Raw genomic sequence first — 20056 nt, 5'->3', positions numbered from 1 at the left:
CCCGCGGCCTACTCGGCCAGACCCGCCTCGCCCGGCGCGGCGCTCACGGCGGCGCGGCCCGTCCGGCGCTTCACCCAGCGTCCGAGGCGGGCGAAGCCCCAGCCCCAGCGGGTGAAGATCCAGTACAGGGCGGGCATGCCCATCAGGATCAGCACGGTCGAACTGCCCAGGCCGCCGATGGAGCTCAGCGCCAGGTTCTCCCAGATGTCCTTGCCCGCGGACGCATCCTTCTTGTACAGCAACGGCAGCAATCCGGCAATGGTCGTGCCGCTGGTCAACAGGATCGAACGCATCTGGATCCGCGTGCCGTCGAGGATGGCCGTGCGCAGGATGCGCTGGCGCATCTCGCCGGGCAGGCGCCACAGGTCGAAGGCCCCGAGCCGGCGCTTGGGCGGCACCTGGCCCTCGCCGTCGCCGGCGGGGACGTCCTCCTGCTCGAGGATCTCCCGCACCTGCAGCCGGAAGCGGTTGATGAGCAGGATCGCGTTGTTGACCACGATGCCGAACATGAGGATCAGGCCGATCTTGGCCGACGAGTCGAACTCGGCCCCGGTGCCCCAGAAGATTCCGGCCACCCCCACGAGGGCCATGGGCACCGCCAGCAGCACCAGCAGGGGCAGGGCGAAGCTCTCGAACATGGCGGCCAGGGCCATGAAGATGAACACGACCGTCAGCCAGAGCGTGTTCTTGAGCTCCTCCTCCTCGTCCTCGGTGATCTGCTCGCCGCTCATGTCCTCGGCCGTGTAGCCGTAGGGCAGTTCCATGCCGGCCATGATCTCCTTGATGTACTGGCGCCGCATGCGGTCGGTGCCGATGTACTCCCAGTTGATCTGCTGGCTGTACTTCTGGTCGTGCCGGTTGATGGACGAGATCTCGGGCCGGCTCTCGATGCTGATCAGCCGCCCGAGCTGCACCTTCTGGCCGCGGCTCGTGGTCATGGTGCGGCCCAGGATCTGGTCGTACTCGATGCTCTGGGCGTCGTCGAAGGTGAGCATCAGGCGCTGGTCCTCGCCGTCGAGCACCATGTGCCAGGGGTTCTCGACGCCGAGCAGCCGCCGGATGTGCCCCATGACCTCGGCCATGCTCAGCCGGTGGCTGGCCAGGGCCTGCCGGTCGAGCATGACCACCGTCTCGTCGGTGTCCGAGCGGCTGAAGCGGTCGCCGCTGGTCAGGCGGGCGTTGCGCACGCGCCGGTTGCGGTCGAGCCGGCCCAGCACCCCGTCGCTGATCTCCTTCAGTTCCTTGCTGTTGTAGCCGGTCAGGCGGATGGTCGAGTTGCTCATGCCGCCGCCGCGGCCGCCCTTCATGTAGGGGTCGCCGAACCCGTTGATCCAGATGAACATGCCGCCGAGCTCCTCGGCCAGCACGATGACCTGGTTGCGGTACATCTCCGGGTAGGCGGTCTTGAGCATCTCCTCCTCGAACTCGATGAACATCCAGGCCCGGTTGCCGGACGCCCCGCTGCGCATGTGCACCCCCTCGGGGATGGGCAGCACCTCGTCCTCGAAGAGCTTGATGGTCTCGCTCGAGAGCTTCACGTCGGTGCCCACCGGGCGCTCGAGGAAGACGACGATCTGCTCCTGGGTCTGGGGGCGCCAGAAGCCGCCGGTGCGCACCTTGTCCTTGAACACGAAGAAGGTGCCGACGAAGAGCCCGAAGACGATCACGAACGGGTACAGCCAGAAGCGGGTGTGGATGCGCGTCAGCGTGTCGACGTAGCTGACGAAGAAGCCCACGGCCACCAGCAGTCCGCCCGCGCCCGCGACCCACGGCCAGAGATCCATGGCCTCGAACTCGCCCTTCCACAGCCAGAGGCCGCCGAAGACCGCCGCCGCCAGCAGCACCGATGCCAGGCTCCAGCGCCACAGCATGGCCCAGCCCGCGAGGCCGAACTCGTCGTCGGCGGCGCGCGTGTGGCGCATCTCCTTCTCGGCCGGGCCGCGCAGCGCCACCGGGATCCAGGCGAAGGCCACGAAGATCGAGGCCAGCATGGCGATGCCCACGCTCACGGCCAGGGGCACGTAGAAGAGCGACAGGCGGTCGGTCATGAAGATGAACGAGAGGAAGGCGACCACCGTGGTCAGGGTCGTGGCCATGATCGGGAAGGCCACCTCGCGGGTGCCGCGGATCAGGGCCTGCCGCGCGTCGCCCTGGTAGTTGCCGCTCAGGCGGCGGTGGATGGCGTCGAGCACGAGGATCGAGTTGTCCAGCAGCATGCCGAAGCACACCGTCAGTCCGCTGATGGTGATGAAGTTCACCGACACGCCGAAGAAGTAGAACAGCGACAGGCAGATCACGATGGCCAGGAGGATCGAGAAGATCACGATGGCCGTCAGCCGCACCTGCTTGAGGGCGACGGCGAGCATGATGAACAGCAGACCCAGGATCACCAGCGAGCGGATCACCAGCTCCTCGAGCTTCTCCTCGAGGTCCTCGCCCTCGTCCTGGTCGACCTCGAAGCTCACCGGGAACGGCGCCTCGGCCTCGATGGCCGGCAGCTCGCCGCGCAGGCGCCGGCTCACGGCGATGGAGTTCTGGCCGCTGCGCTTGGTGATCAGCAGCGTGATCACGTTCTCGCCGCCGATGCGGCTGTAGTAGGCGATGTCCTCGAAGTCGCGCTTCACCTTGGCCACGTGGCGCAGCAGCACCGGCTGGCCGCCGATGGTGCGCAGCACCGTGTTCTCCAGGCGGGCCACCGAGACCGAGTCGCGCACGCTGACCGTCAGCTCGCGACCGCTCTCGCGCACCGGCCCCGCGGGCACGATGTCGTCCAGGGCGTCCAGGCGCGAGGCGATGCCGTCGGCGGTCAGGCCGTAGCGCTCCATGAGCTCGAGGTCGAGCAGCACCCGCACCAGGGGCCGGGCCCCGCCGCGCAGCTCGGCGTCGGCCACGCCGGGAATCGACAGGAAGCGGGGCACGATCCAGGTCTCGGCCCGGTCGCGCAGGTCGTTCATGCTCAGGGGCGAGATCAGGCTCACCGAGAAGAACTCCTCGGTGCGCAGCTCCTCGGGCACGAACGGCCGGATGAAGGGCTGGCTGGCCTGGGCCGGCAGGCTGCGCCGCACCGAGCCGAGCCGCTCGCTCAGCTCGAGCCTCGCGAATTCCATGTTCGTGCCGCGCTTGAACTTGGCCGTCACGGTGCTCTGGCCGTGGCGGGACTGGCTGTCCAGGTCCTCGACGCCGTGGCAACCCGCGACGGCTTCCTCGATGGGCAGGGTGATCGACCGCTGGATGGCGCTGGGGGAGGCCCCGTTCCAGGACGTGACGATGCTCAGCTCGGGCAGCTCGGTCTCGGGCATCGCCTCGATGTTGAGCTTCGGCACGGCGTAGACGCCCGTCACGATCAGGGCCGTGAAGAGCATCCACGTCGCCACGGGGTGGTCGACGGCGAATCGGATCATCGTCTGCGTCTCCTCGGTCGGGGAGGCGTCGTCCTAGGCGTCGACCGCGACGGCGGTGCCGTCGGGGGCGGAGCCCGTCTCGTAGTCCTTGTCCGTGCGCCGGTGCAGGGCCTCGTACACCACCGGCGTCAGGAAGAGCGTCAACAGGGTGGCGATGCTCAGGCCGCCGATGATCGTGATCGCCAGGGGCCGCTGCATCTGCTCGCCGGTGCCCAGGCCGAGCCCCATGGGGACCATGGCCAGCACCGTGGTGACGGTGGTCATCAGGATGGGCCGGAAGCGCAGTTCGCTCGCGGCCAGGATCGCCGCCCGTCCCGGCAGGCCGTCGGCGCGCAGGCGCCGGATCGTGGCCACCTTCACGATGGCGTCGTTGACCGCGATGCCCAGCAGGGCGATCAGGCCGATCAGCGAGATGATGTTCAGGCTCTGACCCGTCAGGGCCAGGGTGAAGAAGGCGCCCGTGATGCCCACCGGCAGCACCGCCGAGATGATCAGCGGGTCGAGGAAGCTCTCGAACTGGGCGGCCAGGATCATGTAGACCAGCAGGCCGCTCAGCAGCAGGGCGAAGCCCAGGTCGCGGAACGAGCTGTTGATCTCCTCCTGCTCGCCGCCGGTGACGAAGGCCAGGCCTTCGCCGGTGTCGATGCCCGCCAGCAGCGCGTCCACGTCCTGCCAGATCTCGGCCATGCTGCGCCCGTTCACGTCGCCGGCGATGGTGATCTGCCGGCGCTGGTCGCGCCGCACGATCTCGCGCACCGGCGTGCCGGTCTCCTGGATCACGAAGCTGCCCAGGGGGACGGTCTTGCCCTCGCCGACGGCGACCGGCGACGCCAGCACCGTCGACAGGTCGTAGCGCTGGTCGCGCGGCAGGCGCACGGCGATGTCGATGCGCTGCTCGATCTCGTTGTAGGTCGTGGCCACGGTGCCCTGGATGCGGTTCCGCAGCTCGCGGGCCAGGGCCTCCGGCTCGAGTCCGAAGCGCAGGGCCTTCTCGCGGTCGACCGTCACCTCGACGGTGGGGTTGCCCAGCACGCGATCCATCTCGACGTCCTGCAGGCCCGGGATCGCACGCAGGCGGGGCAGCAGGTTCTCGGCCATCACGCGGGCGTCCTCGCCCTTCTCGGCCACGATGCCCAGGGTGAAGGCCGACTCGCCGCTGGCCAGGATCTCCCGCAGGCCGACGCCCTCCTCGCTGTACACGAAGACGCCGCCCGTGATCGCGTCGAGCCGGGGCTGCAGGCGCGCCTTCACGTGCTCCATGTCCTGGCGCCCGTGGCGCGAGGGGTGCAGCATCACCCGGATGCGCGCGGTGTTGGCCGCGCTGTACTCCTTCAGGCTGGCCAGGGTCTTCTCGGTGACGCCGACCTGGGTGTACACCGTCGCCACCTCGGGCATGGGCACCAGCGCCGCGGCCAGGTCGCTGGCCAGTTCGTCGGTCATCTCCAGGGGCGTGCCGGCGGGCAGCTCCATGGCCAGGGTGAAGTCGCCCTGGGTGCGGTCGGGCATGAAGCTCAGGCGCATGTGGGTGCCCACCCAGGCCCCGCCGACCAGGGCCAGCACGAGCACGACCAGGAAGGGGGTCTTGTGGCTCAGCACCCGCTCGAGCAGCCCGTGGTAGACGCGCGCCACCGCGTTGAACCCGTTGTCGAAGGGCCGGAAGACCGCCGCCGGCCGGTCGCCGGGCACCTTCAGGATGTGGGCCGAGAGCATGGGCTGCAGCAGCAGCGCCGCGAAGATCGACACGATCAGCGAGATGGTCACCGTCAGGGCCTGGTCGCGGAAGAACTCGCCGGCGATGCCCGGCACGTAGATCACCGGGAAGAACACGGCCACCGTGGTCAGGGTGGCGGCGATGACCGGCGAGGCCACCTCGGCCGCCGCCGTCGCGCACACCTCGGCGACGTCGCGCCCGGTGTCGCGGGCCTTGCGCAGGTGCCGGTTGATGTTCTCCAGCACCACGATGGAGTTGTCCACGAGCATACCCGCCGCCAGCGAGAGGCCGCCCAGCGACATCAGGTTCAGGCCCACGTCGGCGAAGTAGAGGAAGGCGAAGGTGGTCATGATCGAGACCGGGATCGCCAGGCCCACGACGATGGGGCTGCGCCAGTCCATCAGGAACAGGAAGAGCACGAGGAAGGCCAGGCCCGAGCCGTACAGCAGCGAGTCCTGCATGCCGCGGAAGCTCTCGGCCACGAAGTCGGCGTCGCGGTAGATGAAGCGGTAGTCCAGGTCGCCGTACTGGCCCTTGAGGATGCCGAGCACCTTGTCCACCTCGGCCGTGGTCTCGATGGTGTTCTCGCCCACCTCCTTGTACAGGTGCAGCGAGACCACCTCCTCGTTGCCGTCGAGGGTGAAGCCCTCGGGATCCTTGGTTGTGTCGAGCACCTTGGCCACGTCGCCGATGGTGATGCCCGGCCCGGCGGCGGGGATCTCGGTCTGGCGGATCTCGTCGAGGTTCTCGAATTCGCCGAGGATGCGCAGGGGCAGGTGCAGCGGCCCCTTGCGGATGCGCCCGCCCGGGAAGCTGATGTTGGCCACGCGCAGGGCCTGGGCCAGGTCCTCCATCGTGAGGTTGTACAGGCGCAGCCGGTCGAAGTCGGGCCGCACCAGGATCTCCCGCTCGGCGCCGCCGATCACCTCGGCCTGGCTGATGCCGTTGATCTGCTCGAGGGCCGGCTTGACCACCTCGCGGGCGAATTCCGTCATGCGGGCCATGGGGTCGTCGCCGTGCAGCACCAGGATGGCAATGGGCCGCGCGCTCGGGTCCCAGCGCAGGATCAGGGGCCGGTCGGCGGCCTCGGGGAAGTCGTCCTGGTAGGCGACGCGGTCGATGGCCTCCCGCAGGTGCAGGTTGGCGAAGTCCATCTCCGTGCCCCACTCGTACTGCACGGTGATGGTCGAGACGCCCTCGCGGGTCTTCGAGATCACGCGCCGCACGCCCGCCAGGCCGGTGATGACCTCCTCGAGCGGCTGGGTCACCAGCCGCGTCATGTCGTCGGCGGGCGTGTCGGTGTAGTTGGTGATCACCGTCAGGTTCGGGTAGTTGATGGCGGGCAGCAGGTCGACGGCCAGGCGCTGCCGGGCCTGGAACCCGATCAGCACCAGGCCCGCGAAGAGCATCAGGATCGCGACCGGACGCCGGACGGCGGTCTGGATGATCATCGGGCCGCGCCTTCCTGGGCCAGCGCCGACCCGGCGAAGTCCCACTTGTCGTGGGGCGCGACGGTCTTGCCGACCTTGATCTTGGCCTCGTGGGCGAGGGTCAGGTGGTCCGACACCACGACCTGGTCGCCGGGGGCGAGGGTGCCGCCCGAATGCACGCGCAGGATCTCGACCCAGTCGTCGTTCTGCAGCCCGACGTCGACGTAGTGCCACAGGGCGCGGTCGCCGTCGCGCTTGAACACCAGCGGCCGGTCGTCGCGGATCAGCAGCGCCTCCTTGGGGGCCAGCAGCTTGTCCGGGAAGACGATGCCGGCGATCTCGGCCCGCACGAACATGCCCGGTCGCAGGCGGCCGTCGGGGTTGTCGAAGCGGACGAGGACCTCGCAGGTGCGGGTCGTCTGGTCGAGGGTCGGGCTGATGACGTCGACGGCCACCTTGAGGGTGTCGCCCGTGGCGGGCACGGCCAGCAGCACCGGACGCCCCTCCATGAGGTTGCCCAGGTCGGCCTCGAGCACGTTCACCGCCGCCTCGAGCTTGTCGTTGTTGAAGAGGGTGCACACGGCCTCGCCCACCGAGAGGTTCTGGCCGGCGACCATGGTCAGGCCCTGCACCACGCCGGCGAAGGGGGCCCGGATCTCCGTGTACTCGAGGTTCAGGCGGGCGCGCTCCTCGGCCATGCGCGCCTCCGCCAGGCCCGTGCGCTGGGCGAAGACGGCGTCGCGGAAGGCGCCCTTCTGCAGCGAGTCCATCTCCAGCTGCAGGATGCGGGTCTGGTACTCCTCGCGGGTGATCGTGCCCCGGGCCTGGGCCTTCTCCAACTCGTCGCGCCCGGCGCGGAAGGCGGCCACGGCCTCGGTGTTCACGGCGAAGGTGTCGGCCTCGGCGGCCATCTGGCTCAGGGCCTGCAGGTGCCGGTAGCGGCTCTCCTCGAGGGCGATCTCGTATTCGCGGGGATCGATGCGCGCGATGACCTGCCCCTTGCGCACCCGGTCGCCGTCCTGCACCGAGACGGCGATCAGCTCGCCGCCCACCTTGGTGCGGACGCTCACCGTCTTGGGCGTGCGGATGGCGCCGTCGGCGTACACCGGCAGCACCAGGTCGCCCCGCCGCACCGTGCCCACGTTCACCTTGATCGACTTCTCCTTCTTGGCGGCCTCCTCGCCTTCCTCGCCGTCCGCGGCGTCGGCGCCGCTCGTGTCGGCGGCGGCCACGGCGGTGGAGTCGGCGCCATTGCCATCGCCGCCGCCGCCGCCGAGGCAGCCCCCGAGGGCCAGCAGGAGAACGAGCAGCAGCGGGAGCACCGGCAGGGTGCGGCGGACGGCGGACAGGGGTGCGCGCATGATCGGCCTTTCGGGAGCGTGCGGGAGGGCGGTGTCGTCGGGTCGTACCCGGCCGGACCGGGTCTCATTCACACGAAGCGTCCGCCGGGGCGAGCCGGCGGACACGTCGGGTCACGGGGCATCATACGCCATGATGGGGCCTCTGTTGCAGCCCTTTTCCCCGGATTTGCATTTGTTCACAAGCCGTTGGGCCCGCGGGGGGCTCACGGCACGGGGGCGTAGCAGATCACTTCGAGGGGCGCGGTCTCGGCCGCCTCGGCGTCGCCGGCCACGGCCTGCTGGCTCAGGAAGGCGTCGAGGCTGCCCGTGACCACCACGATCCGTCCGTCCGGCAGGATGTGCAGGCCGTCCCGGGTGGCGTCATGGTCGCCCGCGAGGGCCACCTGGCGCCGGAAGACGCCGTCCGGACCGTACACGTCCAGACGCACCCAGGTGCCGTCGGGCAGGTCGGTCTGGTGGCCGCCCGGTTGCACCCACACGCGCCCGTCGGCGGTGGCCCACAGGCCGCCCACGGCCGGCGGCGTGTCCTCGATGGTGATGTGGCGCGGGGGCGTGGGGTAGTTGGCCCCCACCGCCTCGATGATCCGTCGGGCCTGGGCGCTCTCGTCGGCGGTGCGGGTGCGGGGCGGGCAGGGGCGGCCGAAGGTGAGCTGCGGCGTGCCGTCGGGCGCATGCACCGTGAAGCTCATCTCGTTGCGCGCAGGGGCCACCACGACGCGGCCGTCCGGCAGCACGGCGATCCGGCTCCAGACGAAGTCCATGCCGAGCTCGTCGAGGGCGAAGTCGCTGTAGTCGATGGTGTGCTCCTTCATCAGGAGCTCGCTCCGCTGCAGGGCCGCGCCGTCGCAGCGGGCCAGGAAGTACTCCTGCCGGCTGGTGCCGCCGCCGCCGAAGCTCATGCGGATGCCCGCCAGGACCATGCCGTCCGGAAGGGCCAGCCCGCGCACCATCACGGCGAACTGGCTCTGGGCGTCGGCCGCCTGCTTGTAGGTGGTCTCGCCGGCGGGCGTGCCGTCCGGATGGAGCATCACCACGCGGCCGGGGAAGCCCTGCAGCAGGCACACGGTGCCGTCGGCGGTGACGAACATGTCGTTGGGGCGCCGCACCTCGCCGGGGCCATCGCCCTCGGCGCCGATGACCCCGAGGTGGTCGCCCGTCGGCGAGATGCGATGCACCTCGGAGAGCTGGGAGTCGAGCAGCAGGACGTTGCCTTCCGCGTCGGTGCGCACCGCGCCGATGTTGCCGAAAAAGACGTCGTCGTCCTCGCCCCCGGCGCGCCACTGCTCGACGAGGGGGGCGACGACCACGCCGTCGCGCGGCGTGGCGGGGTTCGTGACGGCGGGGGGCGCGCCGGCCGCCGGCAGGGCGGCGGCCAGGGCGATCACGGCGGGGGCGAGGCGGCTGGCGAGCTTCGACATGGGCGATCCTCCGGTTCCCTCCGGCCGGAGTCGCCCGGCCCGAGGCTAGGGTTTGGCGGGCGTCCCGGGGGGCACCGGCCGGTAGCAGACGATCTGCAGCAGGTCGTCGTCATTCTCTGTCGCCGCGGCGCCGTCGGCGGCCCCGAGGAGGTTGCCGAAGTACGAGTCCATCGCGTCTTCGGCGTTCGTGACGATGACCACCAGGTCACCGCCGGGGAAGTGGACCTCGTCCCGCTCCGGGTCCGCGTCGCAGGCGACGCGCACCCGGCGCGCGAACACGCCGTCCGGCGTGAAGACGTCCCAGGTCGAGTGGACGCCCGGCGGCTGGTCGCGCGTGCCGTGGGCCGGCAGCACCCAGAGCTCGCCGGCGTCGCTCCAGTGCAGCTTCTGCACGGCCGCGGCCACATCCGGGACACGAAACTCCTGCCGGTTGCCGCGCGCGCCCGGAGTCGGCGCCAGCCGCCCGGCGATGGCCGCCTTCTCCGCCTCCGTCAGGAGCAGCGGCTCGGCCTCCCGGGTCACGGTGAACTGCCGGACGTCGTCCGGCCCGTAGACGTCGATCCGGTACTCGTCGCGGTCGGCCAGCATCGCGACCCGGCCATCACGGTCGATGTCGAACTGTCCGCCGACCGGCAGGTGGACATCGCCGGGTGCCGAATCCGTCTGGCCGACTGGGCGCGTGGTCTCCAGCAGCGGAGAGCCGCTGAGCCGGTCGCCGACCACGCGGTCGACGAAGCTGGTCGCAACGCCCGTGCCGCCCTGGATGGTCATGCGGGTGCCGACCACGACCGCCAGTCCGCCCCGCGAGGCGGCCGCGACCAGGAAGGCGAACCCGCCGGTGGTCGGGTCCCCCGCCGGGATCTCGCCCGCCGGGTCGCCGGCCGAATCCACCAGGACGATCCTGCCGGGAAAGGGTTGCACCAGGCCGACCGTCCCGTCGCCGAGGCGGACGGCGTCGATCAGCAGGTTCAGCTCGCCCGGGCCGTCGCCGCGGCGGCCGAGCCGCTGCACGCAGCGCCCGTCCCGGTCGTAGACCTGCACCTCGATCTGCTGCATGTCGAGCACGTAGACGCGGCCCTCGTCGTCGGCGAGGACCCGGCCCACGACCCCGATCAGCGCGTCATCGTCGCCCGGGCCGCCCACGCGCCACTGCTCGGCCAGGACGAGGGTCTCGACGCCGTCGCGCGGTTCGGGCCCGTTGGCGACCACGGGGACTTCGCCCCGGGCGGTCGTGGCCCCTAGGACCCCGACTGCGAGCACCAGGTTACGGATGGAGGTGAGGGCGCGGCGCGCCGGCCTGCCGGCGGCGCCGGCCCGCGGCGGTGCGGAGCGGTGCATGGAAATTCCCCCTTGTCGGTCCGGACGCGCGGCCCGGGTCTATTCCCGCGGTGCGGCCACCCCCGGCGCCAGCCGGTAGCAGACGACTTCGAGCGGGCTCGGTTCGGTCGACTCGTCGACCTCGGCGTCGTCGGCGCCGGCCCGGCCCTGGAAGGCCCGCAGGGCCTCCTTGAACTGCTTGACCACGACCACGAGGTCGCCGCCCGGGAAGAAGATGGCGTCCTGCTCGCCGTCGGCGTCGCAGGCGAAGGCCACCTGGCGCTCGAAGACCCCGTCGGGCGTGAAGACGTCCCAGGTCGAGTGCACCCCGGCCGGCTGTTCGCGCGTGCCGCGGGCGGGCAGCACCCACAGGCGGCCGTCGTCGCCCCAGCGCACGCGCTGGATGGCGGGGGCGGTGTCCTCGACCTCGATCGTCAGCTGTTCGCGGCCGCGCCGGCGCCACGGCATCAGGCCGGCCTTGGCCTCCTCCTTGTCGGCGGCCGAGCGCTGCAGGGGCGCGACCCGCCGGGTCACGGCCATCTGCGCGGCCCCGTCGGCACCGAAGATCGCGACGCGGTAGGCGTCCCGCTCGGGCACCAGGGCCACGCGGCCGTCCGGACCGAGATCCCATTCGTTGCCGTGGGGAAAGTACTCGTCGCTCTCGACCACGCGGCGATTGGCGAAGTCGCGCACGTTGGTCTTCTCCAGGAGAGGATGCCCGGCCACGGCTTCGGGGCCGAGGTGATCGACGAAGTGGGTCATGGTCGCCGTGCCCTCGCCGCGCACGATGCGCGTGCCGCTCAGGACGATCTCGCCGCCCCGCGAGGCGGCGCTGCGCACGGCGAAGAACCCGCCGTTGGTGGGGTCGCCGCCCGGCCGCACCTCGCCCGCGGGCACGCCGTCCAGGCCCACCTTGACGATCTTGCCGGGAAACGGCTGCACCAGGCCCAGGGAGCCGTCGGGCATGAACAGGGCGTCGACCACGAAGCGCAGTTCGCCGGGGCCGTCGCCGCGCTGGCCCAGCGAGCGCGTGAACGTGCCCTCGGCGTCGAAGACCTGGACCTCGACCAGTTGCAGGTCGAGCAGGTAGACGTTGCCGTCGTCGTCGGCGAGCACGCCGCCCACCACGCCGAGCAGGTTCTCCTCGTCGTCGGGGCCGCCGACGCGCCACAGTTCCTCCAGGGGGAGGGTCTCGGCGCCGTCACGCGGCGTCGGGCCGTTGGCCACCTCGGGCACGGCTGCCCGGACACCGCCGGCGGCCAGGACGAGGGCCAGACCCGCGGCGGTCACGAGGCGGGACGGAATGCGGTTCATGGGCGTCGTCCTCCCTAACGGTACTCGTAGCACACGATGGACATGGGCTCGGCCTCGGTCTCGTCGTCGCCCGCGCCGGCGCCGCCGCCGAAGCGCGACAGGATGGCGCCCCAGAAGCCGGTCACCCGCAGCACGCGGTCCGGTCCGGCCCAGATCAGCACATCGCTGGTGGGGTCGCCTTCGCAGCGCACATCGACCTGCTCGACGAAGTTCCCCGCGGGGCTGAACACGTCGTAGCGGGCGAAGACCCCCGCCGGAGGCGTCCACATGCCGCGGCTGGTCAGGATCCACGTGCGCCCGTCGGCGGCCACGCGCACGTTCTCCACGTCGGGCTCGGTCTGCTCCCAGCTCACGGGGGCCTGGCCCGGCTGCTGCGCCTGGATGCCCTCCATGATGCGCCGCCAGATGCCTTCGGCGCGGGCGTCCCGCACCCAGGGGTCGTACTCGCGGGTGAAGACCCGCTCGAGGGTCCCGTCCGGGGCGAAGACCGACACCTCGTAGCCGTTGCGCGGGATGGCGACGACGACGCGGCCGTCCGGGCCCACGTCGTAGCGCTGGTCGGCCCCGTCGACGATGTCCTTCTCGTCGAAGCGCAGCTCCTGGAACTTCAGCTCGAAGGTGCGCGAGCTGTAGGTCACGTCGCGCAGGCCGTCGGCGCCGAGGCTGCTGAGGAAAGTCTCCCGCCGGACCAGGCCCTGGCTCTGGTCGATGTGCTGCTGGGTGCCGCCGGCCACGACGACATCGCCGCCGGTCTTCAGGCCCCGCATGATGTAGAAGGCGCCCGCGGCCGGATCGCCGAGGGTCCACTTGCCGGCTTCGGTGCCGTCCCGGTTCAGGCGCACGACCCGGCCGGGGAAGGCCTGCAGCACGCCGAGGGTGCCATCGGGCAGCAGGGCCATGTCGGCCGGGCCGCGGAACTCGCCGGGGCCGTCGCCCTCGCGGCCGAGGATCTCGCTCAGCTCGCCGTCGGGCGTGAAGACCTTGATCTCCGAGAGCTGGCTGTCCAGGACGTACACGGTGCCGTCGGCGTCGGTCCGCACGGCGGTGATCAGGCCGAAGATGACGTCCTCGTCCTCGAGGCCGCCGCGCCGCCAGAGCTCGGTGAGTTCGAGGTCGCGGGTGCCGTCGGCGGGGGCGGGTCCGTTGGCCACGCGGGCCGGTTCGGCGTGGGCGCCGGCGGTCGGCAGCAGGGCCGCCGCGAGCAGGGCGGCCAGCACGAGGCCGGCAGGCAGCACGCCGGCGACGGTCTGGGGGCGCGGGAAGGTCATGGACGTCTCCTCGGACGGGGTGGGCGGTGGCGCCCGTATGGTAGGCGCCGCCGGCCGGTGTGGCCAGCGGCGATCTGGGCCGCGGTGTTCAGCGCAGGTCCTCGGCCCAGATCACGACGCGGTCGGCCACCTGGGCGAGATTCAGGCCGCCCCGCACTTCGGTGCTCGTGACGTCGTAGCCCACGTCGCGCAGGGCCTGCAGCAGGTCGGCGCCCTGCCCCGCGCGGCGGGTCTCGCCCACGAAATCGATCCAGGTCACGGGCAGGTTCTCCGGCGCCGGACCCAACTGCTCGCGCAGGAACGCCGGCTGGGCCTGGGGCCATGGTTCGAGGTCGAACCCGGCGAAGACCATCAGTCCGGCCAGGGTCACCGGCGCGGTCCGGGCCGCCCGCAGCACCGCGCCGCCGGCGGCATCGATGCCGACCAGCGACAGGGCGCGCACGTCGAAGTAGGTCATGGCCCAGGCCCGCACCGCCCGCACCTCTTCGAGCAGGTCGGCCTGGAAGCGGGCCGGGTCGGGGCGGAACTCGGGCACCAGGTAGATGGGGAAGCGGTCGTCCCGCCCCGTCTTCAGCCGGGGCTTGCGGTCGCCGAATTCGTAGTTGCGCCGGATCCGGTCGGCCAGCCGGGCGCCGGACATGTCGCCGTCGGCCAGGACGAGGATCGGGTTGATGCCGTCGGCGATCGCGCGCCCCGCCGGCAGGTACATGTGGCAGAGCCGCTCCTCGCCGTCCGGTCCGGGATAGACCACCACGAAGCTGCCCCGCTCGGGCAGGATCGTGCCGTTCTCCTCGGCTCCGGCGAGCATGGATTCCAGGTCGATCAGCGTCGTGATGATCGGGCCGGGGTTGGCGCGGGGGTCGTGGCCGGCGACGGCGTCCTCCACGGCCCGCAGCAGGTAGGCCACGGTCGGCTGCTCGTCGGCGCCCACCAGATCGATCTTCTCGCGGTAGACGCGGTCCCAGCCGGGGGCGAGCTGCAGCACCGTCGTGCGCCACGTCGCCTCGCCGCCGGACGGGAAGCCCAGCCCGACCTCGACCAGATAGCCGCCCGTCTTCAGGCCCGAGAAGTCGACCTGTCGCCGCAGACGATTGGTGCCGGCGACGAGTTCGATGGGCGTCGCGACGGCGCCGCGGGGCAGCACGGATCGGCCCGCCTGGTCCTTGAAGTCGAGGGTCAGGGTGCCCGCGCCGGCGTTGCGGCTGATCACGACGAGGTCGAGGTCGAGGGGGCGCACGGAGCTCAGGGTGGTCTCCATGCGGCCGGCCAGGGCGTCGCCCGCGACCGAGTCGGTGGCGAAATCCAGGGGCACCAGGCGCCGCGTCGCGGCTTCCGGCGCGATCGTGTCGTTGGTGGGCAGCAGGGACGCCCGGCGCAGGCCGCCGGCACCCGGCCGCAGCAGGGTCGCGTTCACGCCGAGCGGCGTGTCCACCAGGGGGTCGAGCGGCGCGATGGCCGACCAGGGGATGCGCCCCGTCAGTTGCAGCCGTCCGCCGTCGTCGACCCGCACCTTCGGCGCGAGTTCGGCCACCGGCTGCCACACGCCCGGCGGAGCGAGGTACACGGCGCCGACGGCGCCCTTGGCGTCGAGGCCGCAGGCGAAGAGGCGGCCGTCGTCCACCCGCAGCCAGTCGCCGTCGGGGGCGGTGCCGAGGCTGAGGGCCAGACCCGGTCCGCCCTGCCAGGGGGGCGCGTCGTCGCCGGCGAAGAGGTCGGCCCAGTCGCCGCCTGCCGTCAGTTCGAACTCGAGCGCCTCGGCGGCCCAACGGAAGCGCAGCCACACGCCGGCGGTGTCGGTCGCGGCCGCGACGCCGTGGTCGACCAGCCGGCGGGCGGGCGTCCACACGTCACGGGACAGGCGGGTGCGCCCGGCGGCGACGAGGCGGCCGAGTCGCTCGGCTTCCGCCAGGTTCGCCCGGCGCACGACGTCGGCGAGGGGACCCTGGTGGTCGGGATCGGCCTCGGCGGCCTCCCAGGCGTCGAAGCCCGCCAGGAGGGCGCCGCGGTAGGCGGCGGCCGCCGCGTCGGGGTCGCCGACGGTGTTCTCGAGGCAGGCGAGGTTGTAGAGCATGACCGCGTCGTCGGGATGTCCGGATGCGTAGGCCCGGCAAAGGGGCAGGGCCTCGGCACGACGACCGGCCCGCACGAGTTCGTTGATCGCCAGCGCGTCGGCACGGTCGTCCCCGGCTGCGGCGGCGGGCGCCGGATGGGCCGTCAGCACCGCCGACAGGAGCAGCACCACGGCGAGGGTGCGGCCGAAGTTGCGGGACGGGTACGTCGCGAAGGGCATGGGATCCTTTCCGGTACGGGGTCGGGCGCCGGCGGGGCGGCGCCCCGCTCCCGGAAAAAAAGGGTCACGGCCGCGGCGGGGCAAGGGCGCAGCTTGGCGGGCGAGGGCGCATCGTCGTAGATTGAGGAGCATCGCCCATGGGCAACCACTCTTCGCGGGGGGCCTGGCGGCCCCCGTCCGGTCCGGCGGTCGCTGCGGCCGCCACAGCGGGAGAGGACGTCATGGCCATCATACCCTTCCACATCGTCGATGCCTTCGCCGACCAGGCCTTCGCCGGCATCCCCGCCGCGATCATTCCCAACGCCTCGAACCTCGACCCCGAACGGATGTTCCGGATCGCCGAGGAGCTCGCCATGGAGGCCGGCTTCGTGCTGCCGCCCACGCGGCCCGGCGCCGACGTTCGCCTGCGCTTCCAGACCCCCAACGGCGAGGTCCGGTTCTCGGGTCACGTCGCCGTGGCGGCCTTCGCGTCCATGTGCGACCGGGGGTTCTACCGGCCCACGCCCGGGGGCGTGGCCGTGACGCTGGAGACCGCCGCCGGACTGCTGCCGGTGCTCCTGCGCTGCGGCGACGAAGGTGCGGCCCGCATCACCGTCGGCCTGCCGGCGCCGCGCTTCGGCGAGCCGGTGCCGGCCAGCGAGGTCGCGGCGGCCCTCGAGGTGCCGCCGGAATTCCTCTGGGCGGGATCGCGGGAGCCCCAGCGGGTCGGCTGCGGGTTCGACCAGATCGTGGTGCCCGTGGCCGACCGGGGGATCTTCCGCGGCGTCGACCGTCGCGCGCCCGGCATCGCGCGTCTGCTCGACCGGCGCGGCGCCGGCGGCCTGACCCTGGTCTGCACCGCGACCCGCGACGCCGAGGTCGACCTCGAGTGCCGCTGCTTCCACACCCACCCGGGGCACGCCGAGGACATCGGCAGCGGCACCGGCGCCGGGGCGGCGGCGGCGTACATGGTGGCGGCGGCCGGCACCGACGCGGGCCGCACGACCCTCGTCTGCGGGCAGGGCCGGGCGGTCGGTCGGCCCAACCGGGTCGAGGTGACGGTCACGGCGGGGCCGTCGGGGCCCGAAGCCGTCGAGATCACGGCCAGCGGCGCCGTCGTCATGCGCGGGTCGTTCCAGGTGCGTCCGGCCGTCCTCGCGGCATCCGGCCGCTGAGCCCGGCGCGCCGGCACCGACCGGCTACTTGACCAGCGTGACCCGGCACGTGCGGGGCGCGCCGGCGCCGTCGATCCGCACCAGGTAGACCCCGGCGCCGAGGCCCCGACCGTCGAACCGCACGTCGTGGTCGCCCGCGGCGTACTCCCGCCCGTCGGCGAGCACCGCGACCCGGGTGCCGTCCAGCGCGTGCACGGCGATCCGCAGACGGGCGGGCCGGTCGAGGCTGAAGCGGACGCGGGTGACGGGATTGAACGGGTTCGGCACGGCGCGGGGGGCGGCGGCGGCCGCCCGGTCGGGCGTCGGGCTCGCGCCCGGTGTGAACGACGCCTCGTGGGTCGCCGTGTCCAGGCGCAGCAGCCCGGTGTCCGTATAGCGCACGGCCACGTCGCCGACCAGGGCCGCCGGGCCCGCGAAGGCCGCTCCGGCATCGGTGGACGGCCGCGGACGCCATGGCGCCAGGCCCGTGGCCGCGGCGAACGCGGGCTCGCCCCAGCCCGTCGCCGCGTGGCCGCCGAGCAGCGCCGCATGCCAGGCCCAGGCGAAGGCGGCGGCGTCGAAGTTCCCGGCCGCATCGGGCGTCGTCACCGAGATCACGTCAAAGCCCCACTGCTCCCGGTAGGCCGCCAGGGCCGCGGCCTTCGCCCACCAGGCGGCCGTGTCCTGCCACTGGCCGAGGGCGACCGCATGGCTCTCGGCGAGGTAGGCGTCGCCCGGACCGAGCCGCGGCGCCGCGCCGGCCGGGTTGGCGACGGGGTCGACGGCCGTGCCGAAGACATCGGCCGGCACCCAGGCATTGGCGACGACCGGCAGCCCGCGCAGGTGGGCGTGGTCGACGGCGGCGTTCTGCCGCGCACGGGTCACGCCGAAGTCGTAGCCGTAGTCGTCGAGGAAGATGCCCTCGGCGCCGGCGGCGAGCCATTCGTCGATGCGCAGGGCGATCTCGGCCTCCGGCAGGTTCTGGGTGCTGACGCCCAGGTCGACGTAGCCGAAGAAGCGGGTGCCGGCGAGGGCCCGGGCCTGGGCCATGATGGCCACCGTGTTGGCGTGGTCCGGATGGGTCGCCTTCTCGAGGCCGTCGCCGAGGACGACCAGGTCGTAGGCGGCGAACTCCGCCGCGGCGCCGGCCACCGTGAAGGTGCCGTTGATGCCGCTGGGCCAGCCGTAGTAGACGAGCAGGTCGCCCGGCGCGACACCGGCCCGGGCGGGCGCGGATGCCAGCAGGAGCAGCGGCAGGATCAGCAGCGGGAGCAGCAGCGGGAGCAGGGCGGTCAGGCGCGGGTTCCGGGACATGTTTCAACCTCGGGCGGCTCGGGGACACGGCCCCGCCGCGGGCCGACGGGATCTCGCCCGCACATGCGCGGCCCGGGCGGCCGGTGCGCAATGGCGGCGGATCGTCAGGCGCCGAAGACGAGATCGCGCGTGTCCCGGGCGATCATCAGTTCCTCGTTGGTGGGCACGATCATGATCTTCACCCGGGAGCTCATCTTGGAGATGATGGCCTCGTCGTGCCGGGTGGCGTTCTTGAACGGGTCGAGGATCGCCCCGATGGCGTCGAGCCCGCGGCAGGCCCATTCGCGCACCAGCGAGGCGTGCTCGCCGACGCCCGCGGTGAAGACGATGGCGTCGACCCGGCCGAGGGCCACGGCGTAGGCCCCGATGTACTTGCGGATGTGGTAGGCGTACACCTCGAGGGCGAGGCGGGCGCGGTCGTTGCCGTTGGCGTACTCGCGCTCGACGTCGCGCAGGTCGCTGCTGATGCCGCTGATGCCGAGCATGCCGCTCTGCTTGTTGAGCATCTGCTCGATGGCGGCCAGGTCGGTGTCCAGCAGGCGCGCCAGGAAGCCGACCAGCGCCGGGTCGATGTCGCCCGAGCGCGTCCCCATCATCAGGCCTTCCAGCGGCGTCAGGCCCATGCTCGTGTCGATGCTCTCGCCCCCGCGCACCGCCGCCATCGAGGCGCCGTTGCCCAGGTGGCAGGTGATGAGGTTCAGGTCGGCCACGTCGCGCTCGAGGATCCGCGCCGCGCGCAGCGTCACGTAGCGGTGGCTCGTGCCGTGGAAGCCGTAGCGCCGGATCCCGTGCTCCTCGTAGAGCTCGTAGGGGATGGGGTAGATGTAGGCCCGGTCGGGCATGGTCTGGTGGAAGGCCGTGTCGAAGACGCCGACCATGGGCACGTCCGGCATCACCTGCCGGGCGGCCTCGATGCCCGTGATGTTGGCCGGGTTGTGCAGCGGCGCCAGGGGCACGCACGCGCGCAGGGCGTCGAGCACGTCCGCGTCGATGAGCACCGAGCCGCTGTAGCGCTCGCCGGCGTGCACCACCCGGTGGCCGACGGCGCTCACCTCGGCCATCGACCGCACCACGCCGTGATCGGGCGAGACCAGGGCGTCGAGCACGAGCTCGATGCCGCGGGCGTGGTCCGCGATGGCGGTCTCCTCGCGCCGGTCCTCGGCGCCCGGACGCTTGTAGGTGTGCACGCCCGGATCGAGCCCGATCCGCTCGACCAGCCCGCTGGCCAGGACGGTCTCGCCCGTCATGTCCAGCAGCTGGTACTTGAGCGAGCTGCTGCCGCAGTTGATGACCAGGACGTTGCGCATCTCAGCCGCTCTGCAGGGCGGTGATGGCCGCCACGTTGACGATGTCCTCGACCGAGCAGCCGCGCGAGAGGTCGTTCACGCCTTTGGCCATGCCCTGCAGCACCGGACCGACGGCCTCGGCACCGGCCAGGCGCTGCACGAGCTTGTAGCCGATGTTGCCCGCGTCCAGGTCGGGGAAGACGAGCACGTTGGCCTTGCCGGCCACGTCGCTGCCCGGCGCCTTCTTGGCGCCGATTTCCGGCACGAGGGCGGCGTCGAGCTGCAGCGGACCGTCGATCTGCAGGTCGGGCGCCTTGGCCCGCGCGAGGGCCAGGGCCTCGACGACCTTGTCCACGTCGGCGCCGCCGCCGCTGCCCATGGTGCTGTAGCTGAGCATGGCGACCCGCGGCTCGAAGCCGCAGAGGGCGCGCGCCGTGGCGGCCGTGGCGATGGCGATCTCGGCCAGCTGCGCGGCGGTGGGCTGGGGATTCACGGCGCAGTCGCCGAAGACGAGGCGGCCGGCGTCGCCGCAGGTCCAGTCGGGCTTAACCATGACGAAGCAGCTCGAGACCAGCGAGGTGCCCGGCGCCGTGCCCACGACCTGGAAGCCGGCCCGCAGCACGTCGCCCGTGGCGTTGACGGCACCGGCGACCATGCCGTCGGCGAGACCGCGCCGCACCAGCATGGCGCCGAAGAAGAGGGGGTCCTGCATCACCTTCGCCGCCTCGGCCTCGGTCATGCCCTTGGCTTTGCGCAGCTCGAAATACTCCCGGGCGAACTCCGTGCGATAGGTGCTCAGCACCGGATCGATGA

General features: G+C 72.1%; 12 protein-coding genes. 1 reads left to right on the top strand and 11 read right to left on the bottom strand.

What is annotated here, in order from left to right:
* Positions 1-8: 8 nt before the first annotated feature.
* The 8 genes from KDM41_08350 to KDM41_08315 form a co-directional block, all read right to left on the bottom strand.
* Positions 9-3401, bottom strand: a complete 3393-nt coding sequence (locus tag KDM41_08350) for an efflux RND transporter permease subunit (protein ID MCB1183431.1) — start codon at positions 3399-3401, stop codon at positions 9-11.
* Positions 3402-3434: 33 nt separating this feature from the next.
* Positions 3435-6563 (bottom strand): efflux RND transporter permease subunit, encoded by a 3129-nt coding sequence (locus KDM41_08345; protein ID MCB1183430.1) that lies wholly within the window; start codon positions 6561-6563, stop codon positions 3435-3437.
* Positions 6560-7903: an efflux RND transporter periplasmic adaptor subunit gene (locus tag KDM41_08340; protein ID MCB1183429.1), complete on the bottom strand. Its 1344-nt coding sequence runs from the start codon at positions 7901-7903 to the stop codon at positions 6560-6562. The genes KDM41_08345 and KDM41_08340 overlap by 4 nt, the downstream gene beginning before the upstream one ends.
* 203 nt (positions 7904-8106) lie before the next feature.
* Positions 8107-9321 (bottom strand): hypothetical protein, encoded by a 1215-nt coding sequence (locus KDM41_08335; GenBank protein MCB1183428.1) that lies wholly within the window; start codon positions 9319-9321, stop codon positions 8107-8109.
* A 45-nt stretch (positions 9322-9366) separates the two neighbouring features.
* Positions 9367-10530 carry a 6-bladed beta-propeller gene (locus KDM41_08330; GenBank protein MCB1183427.1) on the bottom strand — a complete coding sequence of 388 codons (1164 nt, stop codon included), beginning with the start codon at positions 10528-10530 and terminating at the stop codon, positions 9367-9369.
* 168 nt (positions 10531-10698) lie between these two features.
* The gene (locus tag KDM41_08325; GenBank protein MCB1183426.1) at positions 10699-11952 is read right to left on the bottom strand and encodes a hypothetical protein; all 1254 of its coding nucleotides are present in this window, start codon (positions 11950-11952) and stop codon (positions 10699-10701) included.
* Positions 11953-11966: 14 nt separating this feature from the next.
* The gene (locus tag KDM41_08320) at positions 11967-13220 is read right to left on the bottom strand and encodes a hypothetical protein (GenBank protein ID MCB1183425.1); all 1254 of its coding nucleotides are present in this window, start codon (positions 13218-13220) and stop codon (positions 11967-11969) included.
* An 88-nt stretch (positions 13221-13308) separates the two neighbouring features.
* Positions 13309-15510, bottom strand: coding sequence for a hypothetical protein (locus tag KDM41_08315; GenBank protein MCB1183424.1), 2202 nt, complete (start codon positions 15508-15510; stop codon positions 13309-13311).
* A 221-nt stretch (positions 15511-15731) separates the two neighbouring features.
* Between KDM41_08315 and KDM41_08310 the strand changes: the two genes are divergently transcribed.
* Positions 15732-16664, top strand: coding sequence for a PhzF family phenazine biosynthesis protein (locus tag KDM41_08310; protein MCB1183423.1), 933 nt, complete (start codon positions 15732-15734; stop codon positions 16662-16664).
* A 24-nt stretch (positions 16665-16688) separates the two neighbouring features.
* Here the strand turns inward: KDM41_08310 and KDM41_08305 are convergent, their stop codons facing one another.
* The 3 genes from KDM41_08305 to pta form a co-directional block, all read right to left on the bottom strand.
* On the bottom strand, positions 16689-17957 hold the full coding sequence (locus KDM41_08305; GenBank protein MCB1183422.1) for a hypothetical protein: 1269 nt from the start codon (positions 17955-17957) through the stop codon (positions 16689-16691).
* Positions 17958-18061: 104 nt separating this feature from the next.
* The gene (locus KDM41_08300) at positions 18062-19264 is read right to left on the bottom strand and encodes an acetate kinase (GenBank protein MCB1183421.1); all 1203 of its coding nucleotides are present in this window, start codon (positions 19262-19264) and stop codon (positions 18062-18064) included.
* A gap of 1 nt (position 19265) precedes the next feature.
* Positions 19266-20056: phosphate acetyltransferase (gene pta / locus KDM41_08295; protein MCB1183420.1), on the bottom strand; the 791-nt coding region annotated here is incomplete at its 5' end.

The organism is bacterium (assembly GCA_020440705.1).
Lineage (GTDB): Bacteria > Krumholzibacteriota > Krumholzibacteriia > LZORAL124-64-63 > LZORAL124-64-63 > JAGRNP01.
This window is presented reverse-complemented; position numbering and strand designations above follow the sequence as displayed.

Excerpts from the sequence above, each read along its gene's own strand:
- KDM41_08350 (MCB1183431.1), bottom strand. The coding sequence starts at position 3,401 with ATGATCCGATTCGCCGTCGACCACCCCGTGGCGACGTGGATGCTCTTC.
- KDM41_08345 (MCB1183430.1), bottom strand. The coding sequence starts at position 6,563 with ATGATCATCCAGACCGCCGTCCGGCGTCCGGTCGCGATCCTGATGCTC.
- KDM41_08340 (MCB1183429.1), bottom strand. The coding sequence starts at position 7,903 with ATGCGCGCACCCCTGTCCGCCGTCCGCCGCACCCTGCCGGTGCTCCCG.
- KDM41_08335 (MCB1183428.1), bottom strand. The coding sequence starts at position 9,321 with ATGTCGAAGCTCGCCAGCCGCCTCGCCCCCGCCGTGATCGCCCTGGCC.
- KDM41_08325 (MCB1183426.1), bottom strand. The coding sequence starts at position 11,952 with ATGAACCGCATTCCGTCCCGCCTCGTGACCGCCGCGGGTCTGGCCCTC.
- KDM41_08320 (MCB1183425.1), bottom strand. The coding sequence starts at position 13,220 with ATGACCTTCCCGCGCCCCCAGACCGTCGCCGGCGTGCTGCCTGCCGGC.
- KDM41_08315 (MCB1183424.1), bottom strand. The coding sequence starts at position 15,510 with ATGCCCTTCGCGACGTACCCGTCCCGCAACTTCGGCCGCACCCTCGCC.
- KDM41_08310 (MCB1183423.1), top strand. The coding sequence starts at position 15,732 with ATGGCCATCATACCCTTCCACATCGTCGATGCCTTCGCCGACCAGGCC.
- KDM41_08305 (MCB1183422.1), bottom strand. The coding sequence starts at position 17,957 with ATGTCCCGGAACCCGCGCCTGACCGCCCTGCTCCCGCTGCTGCTCCCG.
- KDM41_08300 (MCB1183421.1), bottom strand. The coding sequence starts at position 19,264 with ATGCGCAACGTCCTGGTCATCAACTGCGGCAGCAGCTCGCTCAAGTAC.